Here is a 19,189-nt window from a genome sequence, read left to right as displayed (position 1 = left end):
GTTTATAAATTAAAATTTATACACAATGTCAAAGATTAAAATTGGTATCAATGGATTTGGCCGTATCGGACGTTTCGTATTCCGTCAGGCTATCGCTAAAGGAAACATCGAAGTAGTTGGAATTAACGACCTTATCGATGTAGATTACATGGCTTACATGTTGAAATATGATTCTACTCACGGTAAATTCAACGGTGAAGTTGAAGTTAAAGATGGTCAGCTAATTGTTAATGGAAACGTAGTTCGTGTTACTGCTGAAAGAAATCCTGCTGATATTAACTGGGGTGCTGTTGAAGCTGAGTACGTTGTTGAATCTACTGGTCTTTTCTTAACTAAAGAAACTGCTCAAGGTCACATCGATGCTGGTGCTAAGAAAGTAGTAATGTCTGCTCCATCAAAAGATGATACTCCAATGTTCGTTATGGGTGTTAACAACAAAGAATACACTAACGACATGACTTTCGTTTCTAACGCTTCTTGTACTACTAACTGTTTAGCTCCTGTTGCAAAAGTATTGAACGACAAATTCGGTATTATCGAAGGTTTAATGACTACTGTTCACGCAACTACTGCTACTCAAAAAACTGTTGACGGTCCTTCTGCTAAAGACTGGAGAGGTGGACGTGGTGCTGGTCAAAACATCATCCCTTCATCAACTGGTGCTGCAAAAGCTGTAGGTAAAGTAATTCCTGCTTTGAACGGTAAATTGACTGGTATGTCATTCCGTGTTCCAACTCCAGATGTATCTGTAGTTGACTTAACTGTTCGTTTAGAAAAAGAAACTACTTACGAAGCTATTTGTGCTGCAATGAAAGAAGCTTCTGAAGGTGAATTAGCAGGAGTATTAGGATATACTGAAGATGCTGTTGTATCTAACGACTTCATTGGTGATTCAAGAACTTCTATCTTCGATGCAGGTGCAGGTATTCAGTTATCTCCAACTTTCGTTAAAGTTGTATCTTGGTACGATAACGAAATGGGTTACTCTACTAAAGTATGCGAATTAATCGAATACATGGATTCTGTAAAATAATCCATACAAAATATAAGATTAAAAGACTCCGATTTTCGGGGTCTTTTTTTTTGAACATATATGATATAAAACACATAATTCTTCGAATCACGTAATCAGAAAAACCATATGTTTGCTCTGTATTTAGAGAAATAATTCGCTATTATAAAAACTGATATTACACTTAAACAACAATTTCAAAAAGAAAATGTTAGAACAATACCTAAAACATGAAGAGGCAAGGAATGCCAAAGGAATTCCAGCCTTACCCTTGAATGCTGAGCAGACTCAAGATTTATGTGCTTTGTTACAAAATCCTATTCAAGGAAATGAAGATTTTTTACTTCACCTCTTTACTGAAAGAATTGCACCTGGTGTTGACGACTCAACTAAAGTTAAAGCTGAATTCTTAGGTCAAATTCTTAAAAACGAAGTATCAACTCCATTAATCGACAAGAAAAAAGCGATTGAAATTCTTGGAACAATGATGGGTGGTTACAATGTTCAGGTATTGGTAGAAGCATTGAAAAACGAAGAGTTAGCTATGGATGCTGCTGAAGCACTTAAAGGCATTATTCTTGTTTACGATGCTTTCGAAACTATAGCTGAGCTATCTAAAACCAACGCTGCTGCCAAAAGCGTAATCGAATCTTGGGCAAACGCAGAATGGTTTACTTCTCGTGAAGAGTTACCAGAAGAAATCAAATTAAAAGTTTACAAAGTTGAAGGTGAAATCAACACTGATGATTTCTCGCCTGCATCGCAAGCATTTACTCGCCCTGATATTCCATTGCATGCTTTGGCTATGGGAGCTGGTCGTTTTGAGGATGGTATCGAAACTATCGCTGGATGGAGAAAAGAAGGTCACAAAGTTGCTTTTGTAGGTGATGTTGTAGGTACTGGTTCTTCTCGTAAATCAGCTGCCAACTCATTGTTATGGCACATTGGTGAAGATATTCCATGTGTTCCAAACAAACGTACAGCAGGTGTAGTAATTGGTGGTGCTATTGCTCCAATTTTCTACAACACTACTCAGGATTCAGGTGGATTGCCAATCACAACTGATGTTTCGGTATTAAATACTGGTGATGAAATCATCATTAACAATGTAAAAGGTGAAATTACTCGTGATGGCGAGGTGATTTCTACTTATACTCTAACTCCAGACACTCTAACTGATGAGTACAGAGCTGGAGGACGTATTCCTTTGATTATTGGTAAAGCATTAACTGAAAAATCTCGTACTTTATTAGGAATGCCTGCTACTGATATTTTTAAAGTAGCCAACAACCCTCAGCCAAAACCTAACCAAGGTTATACAATGGCTCAGAAAATTGTGGGTAAAGCTTGTGGTGTTGAAGGTGTATTGCCAGGAACATCATGTGCGCCAAAAATGACAACTGTAGGTTCTCAAGATACTACTGGTCCTATGACTCGCGACGAAATCAAAGAATTGGCTTGTTTGAAATTCGAAGCGCCAATGTTCATGCAGTCTTTCTGTCACACTGCTGCTTATCCAAAAGCAACTGACGTGGCAATGCACAAAAGCATGCCTAAATTTATGGCAGATCGTAAAGGTGTGCCATTGAAACAAGGTGATGGTGTAATTCACTCATGGTTGAACCGTTTATTGGTTCCTGATACTGTTGGTACAGGTGGTGACTCTCACACTCGTTTCCCATTGGGTATTTCATTCCCTGCAGGTTCTGGTTTGGTTGCTTTTGCTGGTGCATTAGGTTTCATGCCTTTGGATATGCCAGAATCAGTATTGGTTAAATTCAAAGGCAAGCTAAACCCAGGTATCACTTTACGTGATGTGGTAAATGCTATTCCATATTTCGCAATAAAGAACGGACAGTTAACTGTTCCTAAGAAAAATAAAATCAACATTTTCAATGGTAAGATTATCGAGATGGAAGGTCTTGAAGATATTACTGTTGAGCAAGCATTCGAGTTAACTGATGCTACTGCTGAGCGTTCTGCTGCTGCTGGTTGTATTAAGTTATCAGAAGAACGTGTTGTAGAGTATGTAAAATCTAACGTTGCCTTGATGGAATCAATGATCAAAATGGGTTACGAAGATGCACAAACTATCCAAAACCGAATTGATGCTTGTAATGAGTGGTTGGCAAATCCAACATTGATCGAAAGAGATGAAAATGCAGAATATGCTGCTACAATCGAAATTGATCTTGCTGAAATTACTGAGCCAATCTTGTGTTGTCCGAACGATCCGGATGATGTAAAATTACTTTCTGAAGTTGCAAATACCGAAATTCAGGATGTATTCATCGGTTCATGTATGACTAACATTGGTCACTTCCGTGCTTGTGAAAAAGTTTGGAAAGGATCAACTCCATCAGATAAGGTAAGAACTTACATGGCACCTCCAACACGTATGGATGCTGCTGTATTGAAAGAAGAAGCTACTTTCTCAACTTTCTCTCAGTTAGGTGTTCGTGTTGAAACTCCAGGTTGTTCGCTTTGTATGGGTAACCAGTTGAGAGTACCAGATAATTCAACTGTATACTCTACTTCTACTCGTAACTTTAACAACCGTATGGGTACAGGAGCTCAGGTATACCTGGGATCTGCTGAACTTGGTGCTGTTGTTTCCGTAATGGGTAAACTACCAACTCCAGCTGAGTATCTGGAAATGTACAAAGAGAAAATCCAGGAACACGAAGCTGAAGTATATAAATACATGCAGTTCGACGAAATGGATATGGAAGATGCTCTATACCAAAGAAGAGATCAATAACCAATTCTTAATTCAATATAGAAAGCCGATGTATTTAACATCGGCTTTTTTTTATATAAAATTTTTATTACCTTCGATAACTACTTACTAACCAAACCACAAAACAATGAAAAAAATTCAAATCATTTTGTTTTTCCTATGCTTATCAAGCATCGGACTAGCGCAAGTTTCAACAAAAGATGCAAGGCTTCTTCAGGATAAAATTAGAGACGTATATGATGCTAATATCTTAAACGGTACAAATCCAAATTATGAAGTTTATCTTGATGATTGGAAATCTGGAATAATTTACTCTAAACTTGTTACCCATTCAACATTAGCTCCTCTAAGGTATTTTGTATACAACAAAGAGTTTCATTTAATCAACAATTTAAAAGACACTGTTGTTTTAAATAAGTTTGCCCAAATTGACTCTATTGTTGTATCCGATAAAAAATTTATATATACCAGCTACAACTTAGCAGGAAAAACTAAAACAGATTATTTCCAGGAATTAGCATTTGGCAAACTAAAACTATTGAAACATTACAAATGTGTTTTCGTCAAAGGAAACGAAAGACTTGCAACCGGATATCACACAAACAAACCCAGTTCATATAAAATAGATTCACAGCTATATTATCAGGAGGCGGGGAAACCAGCGGTACAATTACCTTCTAAGAAAAATGAAATTTTGTCTTTGTTAGACAAACCTGAACTCGCTAAGTTTATTAAAGAAAATAAACTTAAACTAAAAAAAGAACAGCACCTTAAGAAACTATTTAATTATTATAACTCACATTAAAAATTACATTACTTGTTAAATGTGGCAAGAATTCATTCGATGGATAGAACAAATGCAATTCCCATGTGTTTTTAAAAAGCACATGGGAATTGCTTGTCCAGGCTGCGGATTTCAATCTGCTGTAATAGAATTGTTAAAAGGCAACATCTGGGAATCTATTCAAACCTATCCAGCACTAGTTCCGATCATTACAACTATCCTTCTCTTCTTTATTCATCTAAAATTCAATTCAAAACTAACTGCTGTAACACTAAAATCATCCTTCTTTTTAAGTATTACTCTAATACTTTCCAACTACATCATTAAATTGATTTCCCAGAGTTAATCTCCTCCTTTTCCTACATAAAAGAATATTAAATAATTCCATACAATTCTTATATTTGCATCGATTCAAAAATAGACCAATAAAGGTCCTGTAAGCTACAAATATCAATATGAAGATTCAGGAAAGAATTAGTGCATTTGTTGAACTAGGTAAGTTCTTAAAGCAATTTTCAAAGGAAGAAATACAAATAACAAAGCACGAGTTAAACGCTCAATACTTTGAAGAATTTAAGGAATTACTAAACAGGGTTTCAAACGAAAACTTATGGTTCACTCCTAATCATGTTCGAGCTTCAATACAGGGTATTTGTCAATTCTTAACAGAAGAGAACTTAAACCAATGGCTCAAAAAATACCAGGTTTCAGAAAACAACACCAATAAAAATGTTGCTATAATTATGGCAGGAAATATTCCAATGGTTGGTTTTCACGATATGCTTTCAGTATTAATCTCAGGTCATACCTTTATTGGAAAATTATCTGCCAAAGACAATCAATTGCTTGATTTCATTGCGAAACTATTGATTAACTTGAATCCAGAATTCGAAAATCTTATCCATTTTCAATCCGGACAACTAAGTGGTGAAACCAGCTTCGATGCAATTATAGCAACCGGAAGTAACAATTCGGCCAGATACTTTGACGCTTATTTCTCGAAATACCCTAATATTATTAGAAGAAACAGAAACTCTGTTGCGGTAATATCAGGCAATGAAACCGAGGAAGAAATTAAAGCACTAGGCAATGATATCTTCCTGTATTTTGGTTTAGGATGCAGAAATGTATCAAAACTATATATTCCTAAGAATTACGATATTACCAACTTACTTAAACATTGGGAAGATTATAAACACATCATCGATCACAGCAAATATGCTAACAACTACGATTACCAACGATCACTGTTGTTAATGAATAAAATTCAACATTACGACAATGGATTTTTGTTACTACAAGAGAATACAGAAATTGCATCGCCTGTAGGGGTTGTTTACTTTGAATATTATTCCGAACTTCAGGATATCGAACAAAAACTAAAGCTTGATTCTGAGTTAATTCAATGTATTGTTGCTTCGAATTTAGATGATACCATTCCTTTTGGAAAAGCTCAAGAACCTCAATTATGGGACTACGCTGACAATGTAGATACAATGCAATTTTTAACAGAATTATAAGAGAACTTACACAATGATATACAGATTTAAAATAACCTCTACCGAGGTTGATGATTTCGAGAGAGAAATAGAGATTGGACATGAACAAACATGGTTGGATATGCACAATGCAATTCAAGAATCCGTTGGGTACGATAGTTCTCAGATGGCCTCGTTTTACCAAATAGGTGCAGATGGACAAAGAGGTTTGGAAATTGCATTATTTGAAATGAATACCGAGGAAGATGACAACATGAATGTTGTTGCGATGGACGTTGCAATGATTCGTGAATTCTCATCAAAAGAAAATTCTGACTTAATATATGTATTTGACTTTTTCTCTGACAGATATTTCAATGTTGAATTAATCGAAAAAGGAATTGCAAAATCAACTTCTGATTACCCAAAATGCATTGTTGCCAAAGGAAAAGCGCCACAGCAAATAATGATGGATGCTGAAAATTTTGCTGGCCTGGATTTAGGAAGCATGGATACAGGTGCTAAAAAAGAAGCTCCGAATACAGCCGATGATTACCTAGCTGATTTTGATGATGATTTTAACGAAGGTCCTGAATTTGAAAACCTTGATGATTACGAGGACATCCTGTAATCAATGAATAATTTTCAATAAATAATGAGTAATGTCTTGCGGTTTGAAACAAAGACTTTACTCATTATTTGTTGATTGATACTCAATACACCAATTCTCATTTTTATACGCTATGCCAAAAACACTAATTGTTATACTTGGCCCAACCGGAGTAGGTAAAACTGATTTAAGCATCAATATTGCCAAGCATTTTAACACCGAAATCTCTTCATCCGATAGCAGACAAGTATATCGCGAAATGCGTATTGGCACGGCAGTTCCTGAACCTGAGCAACTGGAAGCTGTTAAACATCATTTTATTCATACTCATTCCATACATGATTATTTCAGTTCATGGGAGTGTGAAAAACAAACATTGGCTTTGCTTGAAGATCTTTTCCAGGAAAAAGATGAGGTTTTATTGGTTGGAGGCAGTATGATGTATATCGATGCAGTATGCAATGGCATTGATGAAATTCCAACAATTGATCCAGAACTAAGAAAAGAAGTTTTTGAGAAGTATGAAAAAGAGGGATTGGAGTATATGAGAATGCAATTGAAACAACTCGATCCTGTTTTTTACAATCAAGTTGATTTAAAGAATGCCAAAAGAGTAATCCATGCTGTTGAAATTTGCCTGATGGCAGGAAAGCCATATTCTGAATTGAGAACCAATTCGAGAAAACAAAGAGACTTTGATATCATTAAAATTGGATTAAATCGCGATCGCAAAGAACTTTACGATAGAATTAATCGAAGAGTAGATATCATGATAGAAGAAGGCTTAATTGAAGAGGCAAAATCCGTTTTTGAATACCGACACTATAACTCTCTAAATACGGTTGGTTACAAAGAGCTCTTTGAACATTTCGAAGATAAAATCAGTTTAGAAAAAGCCATTGAACTGATCAAACGTAACTCCAGAAGATATGCTAAGCGACAATTGTCCTGGTTTAGAAGAGATGATGAAATTCAATGGTTCCACCCTGATCAGGAAAAGAAGATTATCGAATATTTAGATAAGAATATTTCTTAAAATTCTTTGAGCAAACCGTGGTTCGAACTAAGATTTACTCTTCATAAAACCCTTTACCAAACACACCAAATTCATCTTTACCAAGTACTTTGTGCTTCCACACAGCATCCATAAAACCAATTCCGTAAGCAAAAAGTTGCACATAACTTGCTGCCAAAGCTTTTATGCTAATTTTTAGTGATTGGGTTTTGGTTAAGGCATCAGCAAAAACAAGAAACGTATATAGTAGTACCGGGAAGGCAAAAACTTGATGAAGGATTAAAGCTAAAAGCAATGAACCTATTGTTCCCAACACAAAAAGAGATGGAAACAAGAAGAAAATTTTAAAGGTTTCAGGATAGTGTTTTGAAATGATATAGCGAGTTTTTCCAAAGCCAAAAACCTGCTTGTAGAATTTCTTAAAAGAGATTCTTCTTTTGTGAAACACATAGGCATTGCTTACCAATCGGGTTTCGAAACCACGTTTAATTACCTCAATGGCAAACACCATATCTTCGCCAGGGTGCATTGTAGTTACTGGAAATCCGCCTGTATTTTCGTACACCGCTTTCGAAAATCCCAAATTAAAACTTCTTGGATGAAATTTATGAACCTGCTTCTTTCCTCCCCTTATTCCACCAGTAGTAAAAAAAGAAGTCATGGCATAGGAAACTGCTTTCTGAAAATCAGAAAAATCATCCATGGCTCCATCGGGCCCACCATAACAATCAACAAAATTTCCAGTCAATTCTTTATGAATGGTTTCCATATAATGAGCAGGCAGAATACAATCTGAATCAAAAAACAAGAAATAGTTCCCTTTTGCTTTGGCCAAACCATAATTTCGCCCAATACTAGGACCCTGATTTTCTTTGTAATAGTATGAGATATTAATTCTATCAGCGTATGATTTACAAAGTTCCTCAGATTTTATCGAAGAACCATCTTCAACCACAACCAACTCAAATTCTTTATAAGTCTGAGCCGACAGACTATCAAGTAATTCTTTCATTTCATCCGGTCGATTATACACCGGAATTATAATTGAAAATTGAATATCAGAATGCATTCTATAATTTTTGATTGAAGTAGAAAATTTCATTCACAGGTAATCGATATCTCTCCGCTACATCGGAAGTAAATTTCTTGGAATATTTGCTTTCCTTAACTTTAAAACCAGCTTTTTGTAATCGACTTATATAATCTAAGCCATACAAACGAACATGGTCCTTCTGGCGATACAATCTCTCCCTCTCCTTTGGATTGGTAACCGATGGATCCTCCTCTGTCTTTGGATTCTCGGTATCCATTGGCACCTGAAGAATCGCAAATCCATTTGGTTTTAGAATTCTATAGAACTCGCTCATGGCTTTTGAGTCGCTTTCTACATGTTCCAACACATGGTTACAGATAACAACATCAAATGTATTCTCATCAAATGGAATTTCTTGCACATCGAAATGAACATCTGCAATTGGTGATTCCAAATCGCCTGTGGTATAGTCCAGGTTTGATTGTGCTTTAAATCTTTTATAAAAACACTGCTCTGGAGCAATGTGCAAAACCTTTAAGTTTCTGTTAAAAAAATCTGTCTCATTCTTAAGATACAACCACATTAATCGGTGCCTTTCCAAGGATAAACATTTTGGACACAAACAATTGTCTCTTCCTGTTTCTTTGGTGTATCCGTATGGTAAAAACTTTCTAAACTTACCACAACAAACCGGACATTCAACTTTATTTCCAATTAGAAAAACAGCAATAATTCGATTAATTAATAAACTGAGCCGAATTAAAAACGGACGAGGAAATATTTGTAATAATAATCTTATAACTCCTTTTATCATGAGTTGTTTGCTATAATTATCAACCAATAAGTTTTATGAGTGTAAATTTATAACTCAACACTCATAACTTATAATTGCGTTTAGATTTCTTTTTCGATTTGGTAAGTATTTCTTTCCGATGAACTACGACTAATCAATTCGGCAACAAAACCTGCCAAAAACAACTGAGTACCAATAATCATGGTAGCCAATGCAATGTAAAAATAAGGACTATCGGTTACCAAGGGTGCCTTAATTCCCTGACTCATACTATAGATTTTTTGGAGTCCAATCCAAGCAGATGCAAAGAATCCAACAAAAAACATGAATGTACCCAATAAGCCAAAAAAATGCATTGGTTTTTTACCAAACTTGCTAATGAAGGTTATCGATAATAGGTCAAGAAATCCATTAATAAAACGATTCAACCCAAATTTGGTAACTCCATATTTTCGTTCCTGATGTTGCACAACCTTCTCAGTAATTCTAACAAAACCAGCTTGCTTAGCGAGAATTGGAATATACCTGTGCATTTCTCCATACACTTCTATACTCTTAATCACTTTGTTCTTGTAGGCTTTTAATCCACAATTAAAATCGTGCAATTTAATACCCGACATGGCACGAGCTGTTCTATTGAAAAACTTACTAGGAATGGTTTTTGAAATTGGATCGTATCTTTTTTGCTTCCAACCCGACACCAAATCAAAATCTTCTTCCTTTATCATGCGATACAATTCCGGAATTTCATCAGGAGAATCTTGCAAGTCTGCATCCATGGTAATCACAACCTCACCTTTTGCCAATTCAAACCCGCTAAAAAGCGCTGCCGATTTTCCGTAATTTCTACGAAATTTAATTCCACGTACTGCCGAATATTTCTTCTGTAACTTCTCAATTACCTCCCACGAAGTATCATTACTTCCATCATCGACCAAAATAATCTCATGACTGAAATTATTTTGGGTCATTACTCTATCAATCCATGCTACCAATTCGGGAATCGATTCATCCTCGTTAAACAAAGGAACTACAACTGAAATATCCATACCGTGTATTTATTGATTTTTTGAATTGTTAAATTTATCAATAGGACTGTTATTAAACAAATTTCTCTTTTGTCTAAAAAAGAATGCCACGATCAATGAAAAGAAAACTCCTGCCATAACCTTGCCTAACCACTGACTGAATGCAAAAATACCAGGAGTAATTTTCCTGTAAAATGACATTAACAATTCTACCTGATCATCGTCATAACCAATCTCCACAAGCCCCTTCTCGGTAAAGTCAACTGCTTCCTTTAATATTCCTCCATCGAAATAACTCGCTAGAATATAAATATACATCGCATAAAAGGATGAAGCTACAGCAATCATTAAAGCACCAGTAACAAAAGCACGACCATATGAAATAACGCCAAATAGTACCTCATCACGATATTTTCTTACTCCAAAATATATTCCCAGAATAATTAGGCCTCTGTTTATAAACAAAAGTGTAGGATTGTAATTAATAGAAACACCTTTCCAGTAAAACGATAATGATGCCAATATTAATACGGCTCCCACCAAAGACCCAAATAAAAATGAGTGTTTAAATAAAGTTTTGTAGTACATTTTAATTCATTTGTGATTTTTCGAACACAAAGATATCCGTTTTTACGGTAATGTATCAATTAAAAAAGCTTAATTATTACAATCCGAAACAGCCGTTTTTACAGCAAGAACAGAAATCTGAAAAATATTTGACATTTTTTTGAAAAATTATTTCTCTGAAAATAAATCTCTTGCTGCATTCCATGAAAAAATTGTAGGAAGAAGTTCCATATTTTATTTGCGGGGAAACAACTTTTTTCTACTTTTGTCGTCGGGTAAGCACTACGCGACCAGCTCCTACTGAATCCCCCCAGGGTCGGAAGGCAGCAAGGGTAAGTGGTTGTAGCGGTGCGACGTTGTTGCTTGCCCACTTTTTTTATGCCTTTTAGGTTTAAAAAATGCCGATGTAGCTCAGCTGGCTAGAGCAGCTGATTTGTAATCAGCAGGTCGTGGGTTCGAGTCCCTCTATCGGCTCCATCAACAAAAAGAAAGTTTAACGACTTTCTTTCGTTCTTTAAAATATTTTTGCGAGTAGCAATTGCCGATGTAGCTCAGCTGGCTAGAGCAGCTGATTTGTAATCAGCAGGTCGTGGGTTCGAGTCCCTCTATCGGCTCTAATACTTAGTTACCCTAAGTTACAATTGTTACTTTGCCGTTGTAGCTCAGGGGTAGAGCGCTTCCTTGGTAAGGAAGAGGTCACGAGTTCAAATCTCGTCAATGGCTCAAAAAATTCGCCGATGTAGCTCAGCTGGCTAGAGCAGCTGATTTGTAATCAGCAGGTCGTGGGTTCGAGTCCCTCCATCGGCTCTTTTTTTATCTTTCCAGTTTTATTTTCGAATCAAATCGATACGAAATTATTTCACATCTCTTTTTTATTATCCGTTTAAACTTAATATAGCTTTGTTCTTCATAAGAATTTAGTGTATTTTCGTTTTCGACTTAAAACAAACTAAAAATCGTAAAATGAAGTTTTTTATTGACACAGCTAATCTTGATCAGATTAAAGAAGCACAAGATTTAGGAGTTCTTGACGGCGTAACTACCAACTTCTCTTATGGCTAAAGAGGGAATCAAAGGAGAAAAAAACATCAAACAACACTATGTTGATATTTGCGATATAGTTGATGGAGACGTTAGCGCAGAAGTTATAGCTACTGATTTTGACGGAATGATTTCTGAAGGAGAAGAGTTAGCAGCATTACATCCTCAGATTGTGGTTAAAGTTCCTTGCACCAAGGATGGTATAAAAGCTGTAAAATACCTAAGTTCAAAAGGCATTCGTACAAACTGTACTTTAATTTTCTCGGTAGGACAAGCATTACTAGCTGCAAAAGCTGGTGCTACCTATGTTTCTCCTTTCGTTGGAAGACTTGATGATATTTCAACAGATGGTATTGAGTTGATTCGTCAAATTGCAGACATGAATAATTACTATGGTTTTGATACGCAAGTTTTAGCAGCTTCTATACGCCACACTATGCATATTATACAATGTGTTGAAGCTGGAGCTGATGTAGCAACATGCCCTTTAAATGCAATTACTGGTCTATTAAAGCACCCATTAACTGATAAAGGTTTAGAACAATTTTTAGCTGATTACAATAAATTGAACAGCTAATAATATTTAAATGAAATAATCAAAGGAGTGCAATAGCACTCCTTTTTTCTTTTATACATATTACAATTATACGCTTTGGACTGAAAATAAATAAGCTAAGATTGGATTGTGAATAAATAGAAACTTATATCTTTAAACCCCGAAATAACCCTTAACCACTACAAAATGCTCTTAAAATTGTATCCCGACAATCCCAATCACAGGGAGTTTCGGCAAATAGTTGAAGTACTTAAAGATGGTGGAATAATTATTTATCCCACAGATACTGTATATGCCATTGGATGTGATATCACTAACAACAAGGCAATACAGCGAATAGCTAAATTAAAAGGAACTACCGCAGAGAAAGGTAATTTTTCTCTTATCTGTAATAGCTTAAGTAATTTATCAGAGTACGCAAAAGTTGATAATTCTTCTTTTAAAATAATGAAGAAAAACTTACCGGGAGCCTTCACATTTATTCTTCCAGCTAGTAATAATGTTCCAAAATTATTTAAAAGTAAGAAGAAAACGGTAGGCATTAGAGTTCCTGATCATTATATTCCATTGCGAATTGTAGAAGAATTAGGTAATCCTATCATGACTACTTCCATTCACGATCCTGATGAAGTAATCGAGTATACTACAGATCCTGAATTAATCGACGAAAAATATAAAAAAGATGTCGACTTGATAATTGATGGAGGATACGGAAACAATACCGCATCAACAATCATAGATTGTACAAACGGAGAATTTGAAATTATCAGACCTGGAATTGGAGAGCTTATTTTTTGATTTGATATAAAAAGCAAAAATGCCGACAAGAATAACATTGTCGGCATTTTTTATACAAACCTATGAGACTATGCAACTTTTCCCGAAGATTTTAGTAAGCTTACACGTAAAACGATATGTCCACCTGGTCTATTCCCAATAAATTCAGGGTAATATCCAGCATTCTCAAAATCAGTTTTTACCAAACGTATCAATTCGGTTGCCACATTTTCAAAATGATGAGTTACCACCATTTTTCCCTTACTAAAACTTTTTTCAAATTTTGTTAATACCTTATTTGACTCTTTTTTGTATTTCTCTATTTCTTTTTCAATTAAGTGATTATACTTTTCTATATGTTCCATGAGTTAAATTAAAGATTGTTTAAAATGTCTAGAAAATTTTGTTCTGTAAATATAACGACATTGTTTACGAGACAGCCTTTAAAATGTTATATTTTCATGATTAATATTTACTTTTTTATGACAAAAGAAAAATACTCCTTGATTTACAACTTCCTATAAGTTTTTACACCAACAAATAATTGATCCCACATTTTCTCACATCATTTTTATCTCAGAATCCCAAAAACTACTCTTCTCAAACTTTACGATAACAAAGTAGAGCTTCTAACTATGTGCAATAATCCAATTTTTATTAATCATTCTATGAACTTTTTCCTGCTCAAAATGTTTTAATTATTGGAATATTAATCTATTCTAAAGAAAGTATTTTTTTAAACTTGGGTTCACAAAGAACTTTTTATTTTACCCAATTGTTTATGCTTAACTGCATCAATACAGAACACAAACAGTTATTAGCCAAAAATTTTACTTTATGCCATTTTATCAGTTTTATAAAGAACAAATACTACACACAAGTATCGAAGAGCTTTGGGAATTTATTTCGTCACCAATCAATCTAAAAGAAATTACGCCCAAATACATGGGTTTCGATATAACTTCTGATTTAATAGAGAGAAAAATGTATCCGGGAATGATCATTTGTTACAAAGTAAGTCCGGTTTTAGGCATTAAAACCACTTGGGTAACAGAAATTACTCAGGTTCGTGATAACTGTTATTTTGTAGACGAACAACGTGTTGGACCCTATTCCATATGGCACCACCAACACATCATTGAACCATTGCCCGATGGAGTTATCATGAAAGATATCATATCGTATCAACCTCCTTTAGGATTTTTAGGAGCCATTGCCAATAAGCTATTTATAAAATCGAAGCTGAATGAAATATTCGAATATCGAAGAAAAGTTTTAGATCTGAGGTTTAATGTTTCCAAAATGAAGGAGAAAATAACACCAGCACCGTAAACAATTCTAATCTTCCCAACATCATTAGGAAAGAAAGAAACCATTTTGCCAAATCTGGTAATTGATGGAAATTTTCCATTGGACCAATTTCTCCAAAACCTGGTCCAATATTGCCTAAAGTTGTAGCTACAGCACTAAATGCCGAATAAATATCAGGAGTCCAAAATGACATTAAAACTGCCGACATCATAAATATCAGAATATAGAAGACAAAGAAGGCCAAAATGTTAGTAACAGTTCTTTGATCAACAACTTTTGAATTGTACCGAATAGGAATTACAGCATTCGGATGGACCAATCTTTTTAGTTCGTAAAAACTATTTTTAAAAAGCAATAAAATACGAACCACCTTAACTCCTCCACCTGTTGAGCCTGCTGATCCGCCAACAAAGAATAAAACGAAAATTAGCATGCCCAAAAATGGTGACCAAAGCAGATAATCTGCCGTTGCATAACCAGTTGTTGTAATAATAGAAACTACAGTAAACAGTGCATCTCTAAATGCTTGCTCCCCAGTCACATTACCTGCTGCAATTAATCCAAGAGTTATTATAAAGGCAAAAAACAATACAACAAAGGTGTAAAACCTAAACTCCTCATCTCTGAAAACCTTGGTAAAACGCCCTGTTATCATTCCATATGAAAGTGTAAAGTTGGTACCCGCTACAAACATGAAAAAGATAATTGTATACTGGATATATGGTGATGTATAAAATCCTACACTTGCCTGTTTTGTAGAATATCCACCTGTAGCCATTGTTGTTAATGAGTGATTTATGGCATCAAAAAAACTCATTCCACCCACATACAATAGAATTGTTTCCAATGCAGTAAAAAAGATATACAATCCCCAAAGGTTTCTTGCTGTTTCTTTAATTCGTGGAGTAAGCTTGTCTGGTGTAGGTCCTGGAACTTCAGCTGCAAATAACTCGCGTCCTCCAATACCTAAAGTTGGCAGAATGGCAAGAAACATAACGATAATTCCCATACCACCCATCCATTGAGTAAGCGATCTCCAAAACAGAATGCCATGAGGCAATTCCTCAATATTGTTCAATATGGAAGACCCTGTAGTGGTAAAACCAGACATTGTCTCAAAAAATGCATCAGTTACAGAAGATATTGCACCGCTAAATAAATAGGGCAAACATCCAAACATTGAAAAAACAACCCAAACTAAGCTTACAATAATATACCCTTCTCTCTTACCTAAATCTTTTTTTACTCCTTTCGACGATAAATAACTAAATATTCCTACTGAAAAGGTTACTAATCCCGATTTTAAAAAAGCTGTGGTGTCATTTTCCTGATAGATTAATGAAACCAATAATGAAATGAAAAGAAAGAAACTTTCGCCAACCAAAAGCTTCCCTAGTATATTTAATATAACCTTAAATTTAATCACAGAATTTAGGATGAGATTTTAGCTAAAGATAAATGACAATTACTTGTTATAAAAATTTCCTTATCGATTCTTCCAAAAAGCAGGAACAAATATAATTAATAAGGTAAATAACTCTAAACGTCCTAGCAACATTAAAAACGAAAGTACCCATTTTGCTGCATTCGGTAGCATAGCAAAGTTGTCCACTGGCCCTACTTTTCCTAAACCAGGACCTATTCCCCCCATTGTAGTTGCAACTGCTCCCATGGCTGATATGAAATCTAATCCTAAAAATGCCAGTACGATGGTACTTGCAAAGAAAATGATAAAATACAATACTACGAAAGCTTGTATTTTAAATATAATATCCTTTCCAATTGCCTCATTATTATATCGAACAGGTATCACTGCTGAGGGATGAATCATCCTTTTAAACTCCAAAAAGCTATTTTTAAACAAAAGCAAATGACGAAGAATTTTTACTCCACCTGAAGTAGATCCAACACAAGCCCCTGTAAACATTAAACCAAAAATCAGCATCCACAGATAAGAAGGCCAAGCCGTATAATCAGCACTAACAAAACCTGTACTGGTAATCACAGATACTACCTGAAAAAGTGCATCGCGAAAAGAATGTTCCAAAGGTAAGTGATTTTTGAGTGTTAAGGTTAAGGTAATGATTGCTGTTATCAGCAGAATTAAGCCAAAATAAACTTTAAATTCCTGATTTTGAATCACCTTCTTCAAATTTCCTTTTATCGCAAAGTAATGAAGCGTAAAATTCACGCCAGCCAAAAACATAAAAAAGATAATTACATATTGAATGTATGTGGAATACCCCATAATACTATCATTCTTTGTAGAAAAACCTCCAGAAGCCAATGTTCCAAAAGAATGACAAACTGCATCAAATAATCCCATGTCTCCTAACATCAGGAAGATGATTTCCAAAGCAATTAAAAGCATGTAAATCCCCCACAATCTTTTGGCTGTTTCCTTAATTCGTGGGTGGAGTTTATCAACAGTAACTCCTGCTGCTTCAGCATTAAACATAGCCATTCCACCAAATCCAAAAATTGGTAAAATTGCAACGGTTAAAACCAAAATTCCCATTCCCCCTAAAAGGTGAGTAAGCGATCTCCAAAACAAGATACCATGTGGTAATGATTCTATATCACTAATTACCGATGCTCCTGTAGTAGTAAAGCCTGATATGGTTTCAAAAAAAGCATTGGTATACGAAGGAACATACGATCCAATCCAATATGGTAGTGCTCCAAAAATCGAAAAAAACACCCAAACCAAACTTACCACAAGAAAAGCTTCTCGTTTGTGAATTTCTGTTTTGTGGTTTTTTGTTATCAGAAAAAGAATTCCTCCTACAGCAATTGTAATAATAGCTGATTTCAGGAAACATCCCAAATCTCCTTCACAATAGAAAAATGCCATCAGTGCACAAAGAATCATAAAGACTGATTCAATTAGAGCTAACACTGACATTAAATAAAAAACATATTTTAAATTCATAGCTCCAAGAAAAACCCTTATCTACAAGACGATGAGTTATTAACAAAGAAAGAGCTTGTACAAGCTCTTTTAATATCCTATTTAAAAAATTTCTCTACTTTTTTGATGGCTGAAGGTAAAGTAAATACAACCACTTTATCATTAGCCATAATTTGAGTGTCTCCTGTTGCAATAATACTTTCATCATCGCGAATGATTCCTCCAATATTGGCATCATTTGGAAAATCTAAATCTTTTAATTCAGCTTTGGTTATTTTAGATCCTTCTTTTGCGGTAAGCTCCATTACCTCAGCATCTGAAACTGTAAGCCATTTGCAATGCTGAACATCAGCATCCATGGTGAAACGATAAATATAACTTGCTGCAAGAAGTTTTTTGTTAATCATGGTTCCCACTCCAATATTATCGGCAAGATCTATATAATCGATGTTTTCAACTTCGGCAATGGTTCTTCGAACACCCATTTTCTTAGCAAGCAAACAGGCTAGAATATTGGTTTCTGAGTTTCCCGTTACTGCGACAAATGCATCCATTTTATGAATCCCTTCTTCTTTTAGCAATTCTTTATCACGCCATCGCCATTAATCACCAAGGTATCTTGTAAACTATCGGCTAGTTTTAAACTTTTTTCCTTGTCAATTTCCAAAAGTTTCAGATTCATTTTTCGGCCCAACTCCATAGCAGTCTTTTGTCCTATTCTGCTACCTCCAAGAATCATGGCATTCTTCACTTCGTACTTTTGTTTTCCCGCCAAGAGCATTACTTTTTCGATACTCTCAGGCTTACTTACTACGAAAACCAAATCTCCCCTAGAGAATCTATTATGACCTCTAGGATAATAGTTGCATCCTCACGTTTAATTGCTACAGCACGAAAGTCAACATCACTAGTCATTTGAGCCACTTCGGCCATGGTTTTATCCATTATAATAGACTTACTGCTGATTTTGATTCCGTATAACAAAAGTTTTCCGCCTGAAAATTCATACATCTGACGAGTACCAGAACGAGATAAATAGCTTATTACCTCTTTTGCAGCTAGTTTTTCAGGATAAATCAATTCATCGATTCCTAAACTTTGCAGGTATTCTTTGTTTTCAGGAGTTAAATACTCTTGATTGTCGATACGTGCAATTGTTTTTATTGCTCCTAATTTCTTGGCAAGAATTGTTGAAGTAATATTTGTAGTTTCCGATTGCGTTACTGCAATAAATAAATCTGCCTTTTTAACGCTCGCTTCCTTTAAATCCTTCAACGAAGAACTAGATCCCACAATGGTTAATAAATCCAAATGAGAATCAACTTCTTTCAATTTTTCTTCATCCTGATCCAATAAAATTATATCATGATCCTGATGACTTAACATCTTCGCCAAATGAGTTCCAACAGCTCCTGCACCGGCAATAACAATCTTCATATCTTTATTCCGTTAACTAATATTTTTGGAAAAATTCGAGGCAAATTAACACAATATCGAGCAAATTCGATAATAAATCGTTAAAAAAAATTAAAA

General features: G+C 35.0%; 20 protein-coding genes, 4 tRNA genes and 1 other RNA gene. 15 read left to right on the top strand and 10 right to left on the bottom strand.

From position 1 onward, the window contains the following. Positions 1 to 25: 25 nt before the first annotated feature. From gap to miaA, 7 genes are all read left to right on the top strand, one after another. Positions 26 to 1,033 (top strand): type I glyceraldehyde-3-phosphate dehydrogenase, encoded by a 1,008-nt coding sequence (gene gap / locus JCM15579_RS04075; protein ID WP_054716107.1) that lies wholly within the window; start codon positions 26 to 28, stop codon positions 1,031 to 1,033. A 187-nt stretch (positions 1,034 to 1,220) separates the two neighbouring features. Continuing rightward, positions 1,221 to 3,773 (top strand): bifunctional aconitate hydratase 2/2-methylisocitrate dehydratase, encoded by a 2,553-nt coding sequence (locus JCM15579_RS04070; RefSeq protein WP_054716105.1) that lies wholly within the window; start codon positions 1,221 to 1,223, stop codon positions 3,771 to 3,773. A gap of 106 nt (positions 3,774 to 3,879) precedes the next feature. Then, entirely contained in the window at positions 3,880 to 4,557 is a 678-nt protein-coding gene (locus tag JCM15579_RS04065) for a hypothetical protein (RefSeq protein ID WP_054716102.1), read from the top strand. 19 nt (positions 4,558 to 4,576) lie between these two features. Further along, the gene (locus JCM15579_RS22210) at positions 4,577 to 4,882 is read left to right on the top strand and encodes a DUF2752 domain-containing protein (RefSeq protein ID WP_054716100.1); all 306 of its coding nucleotides are present in this window, start codon (positions 4,577 to 4,579) and stop codon (positions 4,880 to 4,882) included. Positions 4,883 to 4,991: 109 nt separating this feature from the next. Continuing rightward, a complete protein-coding gene (locus JCM15579_RS04055) occupies positions 4,992 to 6,056 on the top strand; it encodes an acyl-CoA reductase (RefSeq protein ID WP_054716097.1) in 1,065 nt (354 codons plus the stop codon). 13 nt (positions 6,057 to 6,069) lie between these two features. Then, positions 6,070 to 6,645 carry an IS1096 element passenger TnpR family protein gene (locus JCM15579_RS04050; protein WP_054716093.1) on the top strand — a complete coding sequence of 192 codons (576 nt, stop codon included), beginning with the start codon at positions 6,070 to 6,072 and terminating at the stop codon, positions 6,643 to 6,645. A 112-nt stretch (positions 6,646 to 6,757) separates the two neighbouring features. Next, positions 6,758 to 7,660 carry a tRNA (adenosine(37)-N6)-dimethylallyltransferase MiaA gene (gene miaA, locus JCM15579_RS04045; protein ID WP_054716090.1) on the top strand — a complete coding sequence of 301 codons (903 nt, stop codon included), beginning with the start codon at positions 6,758 to 6,760 and terminating at the stop codon, positions 7,658 to 7,660. 34 nt (positions 7,661 to 7,694) lie between these two features. Here miaA and JCM15579_RS04040 read toward each other — a convergent pair whose 3' ends face one another. From JCM15579_RS04040 to JCM15579_RS04025, 4 genes are all read right to left on the bottom strand, one after another. Next, positions 7,695 to 8,708 carry a glycosyltransferase family 2 protein gene (locus JCM15579_RS04040; protein WP_262493480.1) on the bottom strand — a complete coding sequence of 338 codons (1,014 nt, stop codon included), beginning with the start codon at positions 8,706 to 8,708 and terminating at the stop codon, positions 7,695 to 7,697. A gap of 1 nt (position 8,709) precedes the next feature. Then, on the bottom strand, positions 8,710 to 9,486 hold the full coding sequence (locus JCM15579_RS04035; protein WP_054716088.1) for a class I SAM-dependent methyltransferase: 777 nt from the start codon (positions 9,484 to 9,486) through the stop codon (positions 8,710 to 8,712). Positions 9,487 to 9,566: 80 nt separating this feature from the next. Further along, entirely contained in the window at positions 9,567 to 10,514 is a 948-nt protein-coding gene (locus tag JCM15579_RS04030; protein ID WP_054716085.1) for a glycosyltransferase family 2 protein, read from the bottom strand. A 9-nt stretch (positions 10,515 to 10,523) separates the two neighbouring features. Continuing rightward, positions 10,524 to 11,081, bottom strand: a complete 558-nt coding sequence (locus tag JCM15579_RS04025) for a DUF4199 domain-containing protein (protein WP_054716082.1) — start codon at positions 11,079 to 11,081, stop codon at positions 10,524 to 10,526. 252 nt (positions 11,082 to 11,333) lie between these two features. Here JCM15579_RS04025 and ffs point away from each other — a divergent pair. From ffs to JCM15579_RS03995, 7 genes are all read left to right on the top strand, one after another. Further along, positions 11,334 to 11,432: signal recognition particle sRNA small type (gene ffs / locus JCM15579_RS19985), an RNA gene on the top strand. A gap of 28 nt (positions 11,433 to 11,460) precedes the next feature. Then, positions 11,461 to 11,537 (top strand) — tRNA-Thr (locus JCM15579_RS04020). A gap of 63 nt (positions 11,538 to 11,600) precedes the next feature. Beyond that, positions 11,601 to 11,674, top strand: a tRNA-Thr gene (locus JCM15579_RS04015). A gap of 37 nt (positions 11,675 to 11,711) precedes the next feature. After that, positions 11,712 to 11,783: transfer RNA gene (locus tag JCM15579_RS04010), tRNA-Thr, on the top strand. Between the two features lie 10 nt (positions 11,784 to 11,793). Next, positions 11,794 to 11,867 (top strand) — tRNA-Thr (locus JCM15579_RS04005). 247 nt (positions 11,868 to 12,114) lie between these two features. Then, positions 12,115 to 12,678: a transaldolase family protein gene (locus JCM15579_RS04000; protein ID WP_245625819.1), complete on the top strand. Its 564-nt coding sequence runs from the start codon at positions 12,115 to 12,117 to the stop codon at positions 12,676 to 12,678. A 165-nt stretch (positions 12,679 to 12,843) separates the two neighbouring features. Next, entirely contained in the window at positions 12,844 to 13,455 is a 612-nt protein-coding gene (locus JCM15579_RS03995) for an L-threonylcarbamoyladenylate synthase (protein ID WP_054716080.1), read from the top strand. A gap of 68 nt (positions 13,456 to 13,523) precedes the next feature. Here the strand turns inward: JCM15579_RS03995 and JCM15579_RS03990 are convergent, their stop codons facing one another. After that, positions 13,524 to 13,799, bottom strand: coding sequence for a hypothetical protein (locus JCM15579_RS03990; RefSeq protein WP_054716077.1), 276 nt, complete (start codon positions 13,797 to 13,799; stop codon positions 13,524 to 13,526). A gap of 472 nt (positions 13,800 to 14,271) precedes the next feature. Here JCM15579_RS03990 and JCM15579_RS03985 point away from each other — a divergent pair, with 472 nt between their 5' ends. Further along, positions 14,272 to 14,766, top strand: coding sequence for an SRPBCC family protein (locus JCM15579_RS03985; RefSeq protein ID WP_054716072.1), 495 nt, complete (start codon positions 14,272 to 14,274; stop codon positions 14,764 to 14,766). Here JCM15579_RS03985 and JCM15579_RS03980 read toward each other — a convergent pair. The 5 genes from JCM15579_RS03980 to JCM15579_RS21290 all read right to left on the bottom strand — a co-directional run bounded on the left by JCM15579_RS03980 (position 14,723) and on the right by JCM15579_RS21290 (position 19,093). Further along, positions 14,723 to 16,171, bottom strand: coding sequence for a TrkH family potassium uptake protein (locus tag JCM15579_RS03980; RefSeq protein WP_054716069.1), 1,449 nt, complete (start codon positions 16,169 to 16,171; stop codon positions 14,723 to 14,725). The genes JCM15579_RS03985 and JCM15579_RS03980 overlap by 44 nt on opposite strands. A 60-nt stretch (positions 16,172 to 16,231) precedes the next feature. Next, positions 16,232 to 17,650, bottom strand: coding sequence for a TrkH family potassium uptake protein (locus tag JCM15579_RS03975; protein ID WP_054716066.1), 1,419 nt, complete (start codon positions 17,648 to 17,650; stop codon positions 16,232 to 16,234). Positions 17,651 to 17,754: 104 nt separating this feature from the next. Then, positions 17,755 to 18,210, bottom strand: coding sequence for a TrkA C-terminal domain-containing protein (locus tag JCM15579_RS21300; protein WP_245625818.1), 456 nt, complete (start codon positions 18,208 to 18,210; stop codon positions 17,755 to 17,757). Positions 18,211 to 18,230: 20 nt separating this feature from the next. Next, complete coding sequence (locus JCM15579_RS21295) at positions 18,231 to 18,431, bottom strand: hypothetical protein (protein WP_245625817.1); 201 nt, start codon at positions 18,429 to 18,431, stop codon at positions 18,231 to 18,233. Between the two features lie 35 nt (positions 18,432 to 18,466). Further along, on the bottom strand, positions 18,467 to 19,093 hold the full coding sequence (locus JCM15579_RS21290; protein WP_245625816.1) for an NAD-binding protein: 627 nt from the start codon (positions 19,091 to 19,093) through the stop codon (positions 18,467 to 18,469). Positions 19,094 to 19,189 lie beyond the last annotated feature (96 nt).

This window comes from Marinifilum fragile JCM 15579, assembly GCF_001310955.1.
In the GTDB taxonomy this organism is placed as follows: Bacteria; Bacteroidota; Bacteroidia; order Bacteroidales; family Marinifilaceae; genus Marinifilum; species Marinifilum fragile.
Note: the sequence above shows the minus strand (reverse complement) of the source record. Positions and strands in the feature narration are given on the sequence as shown.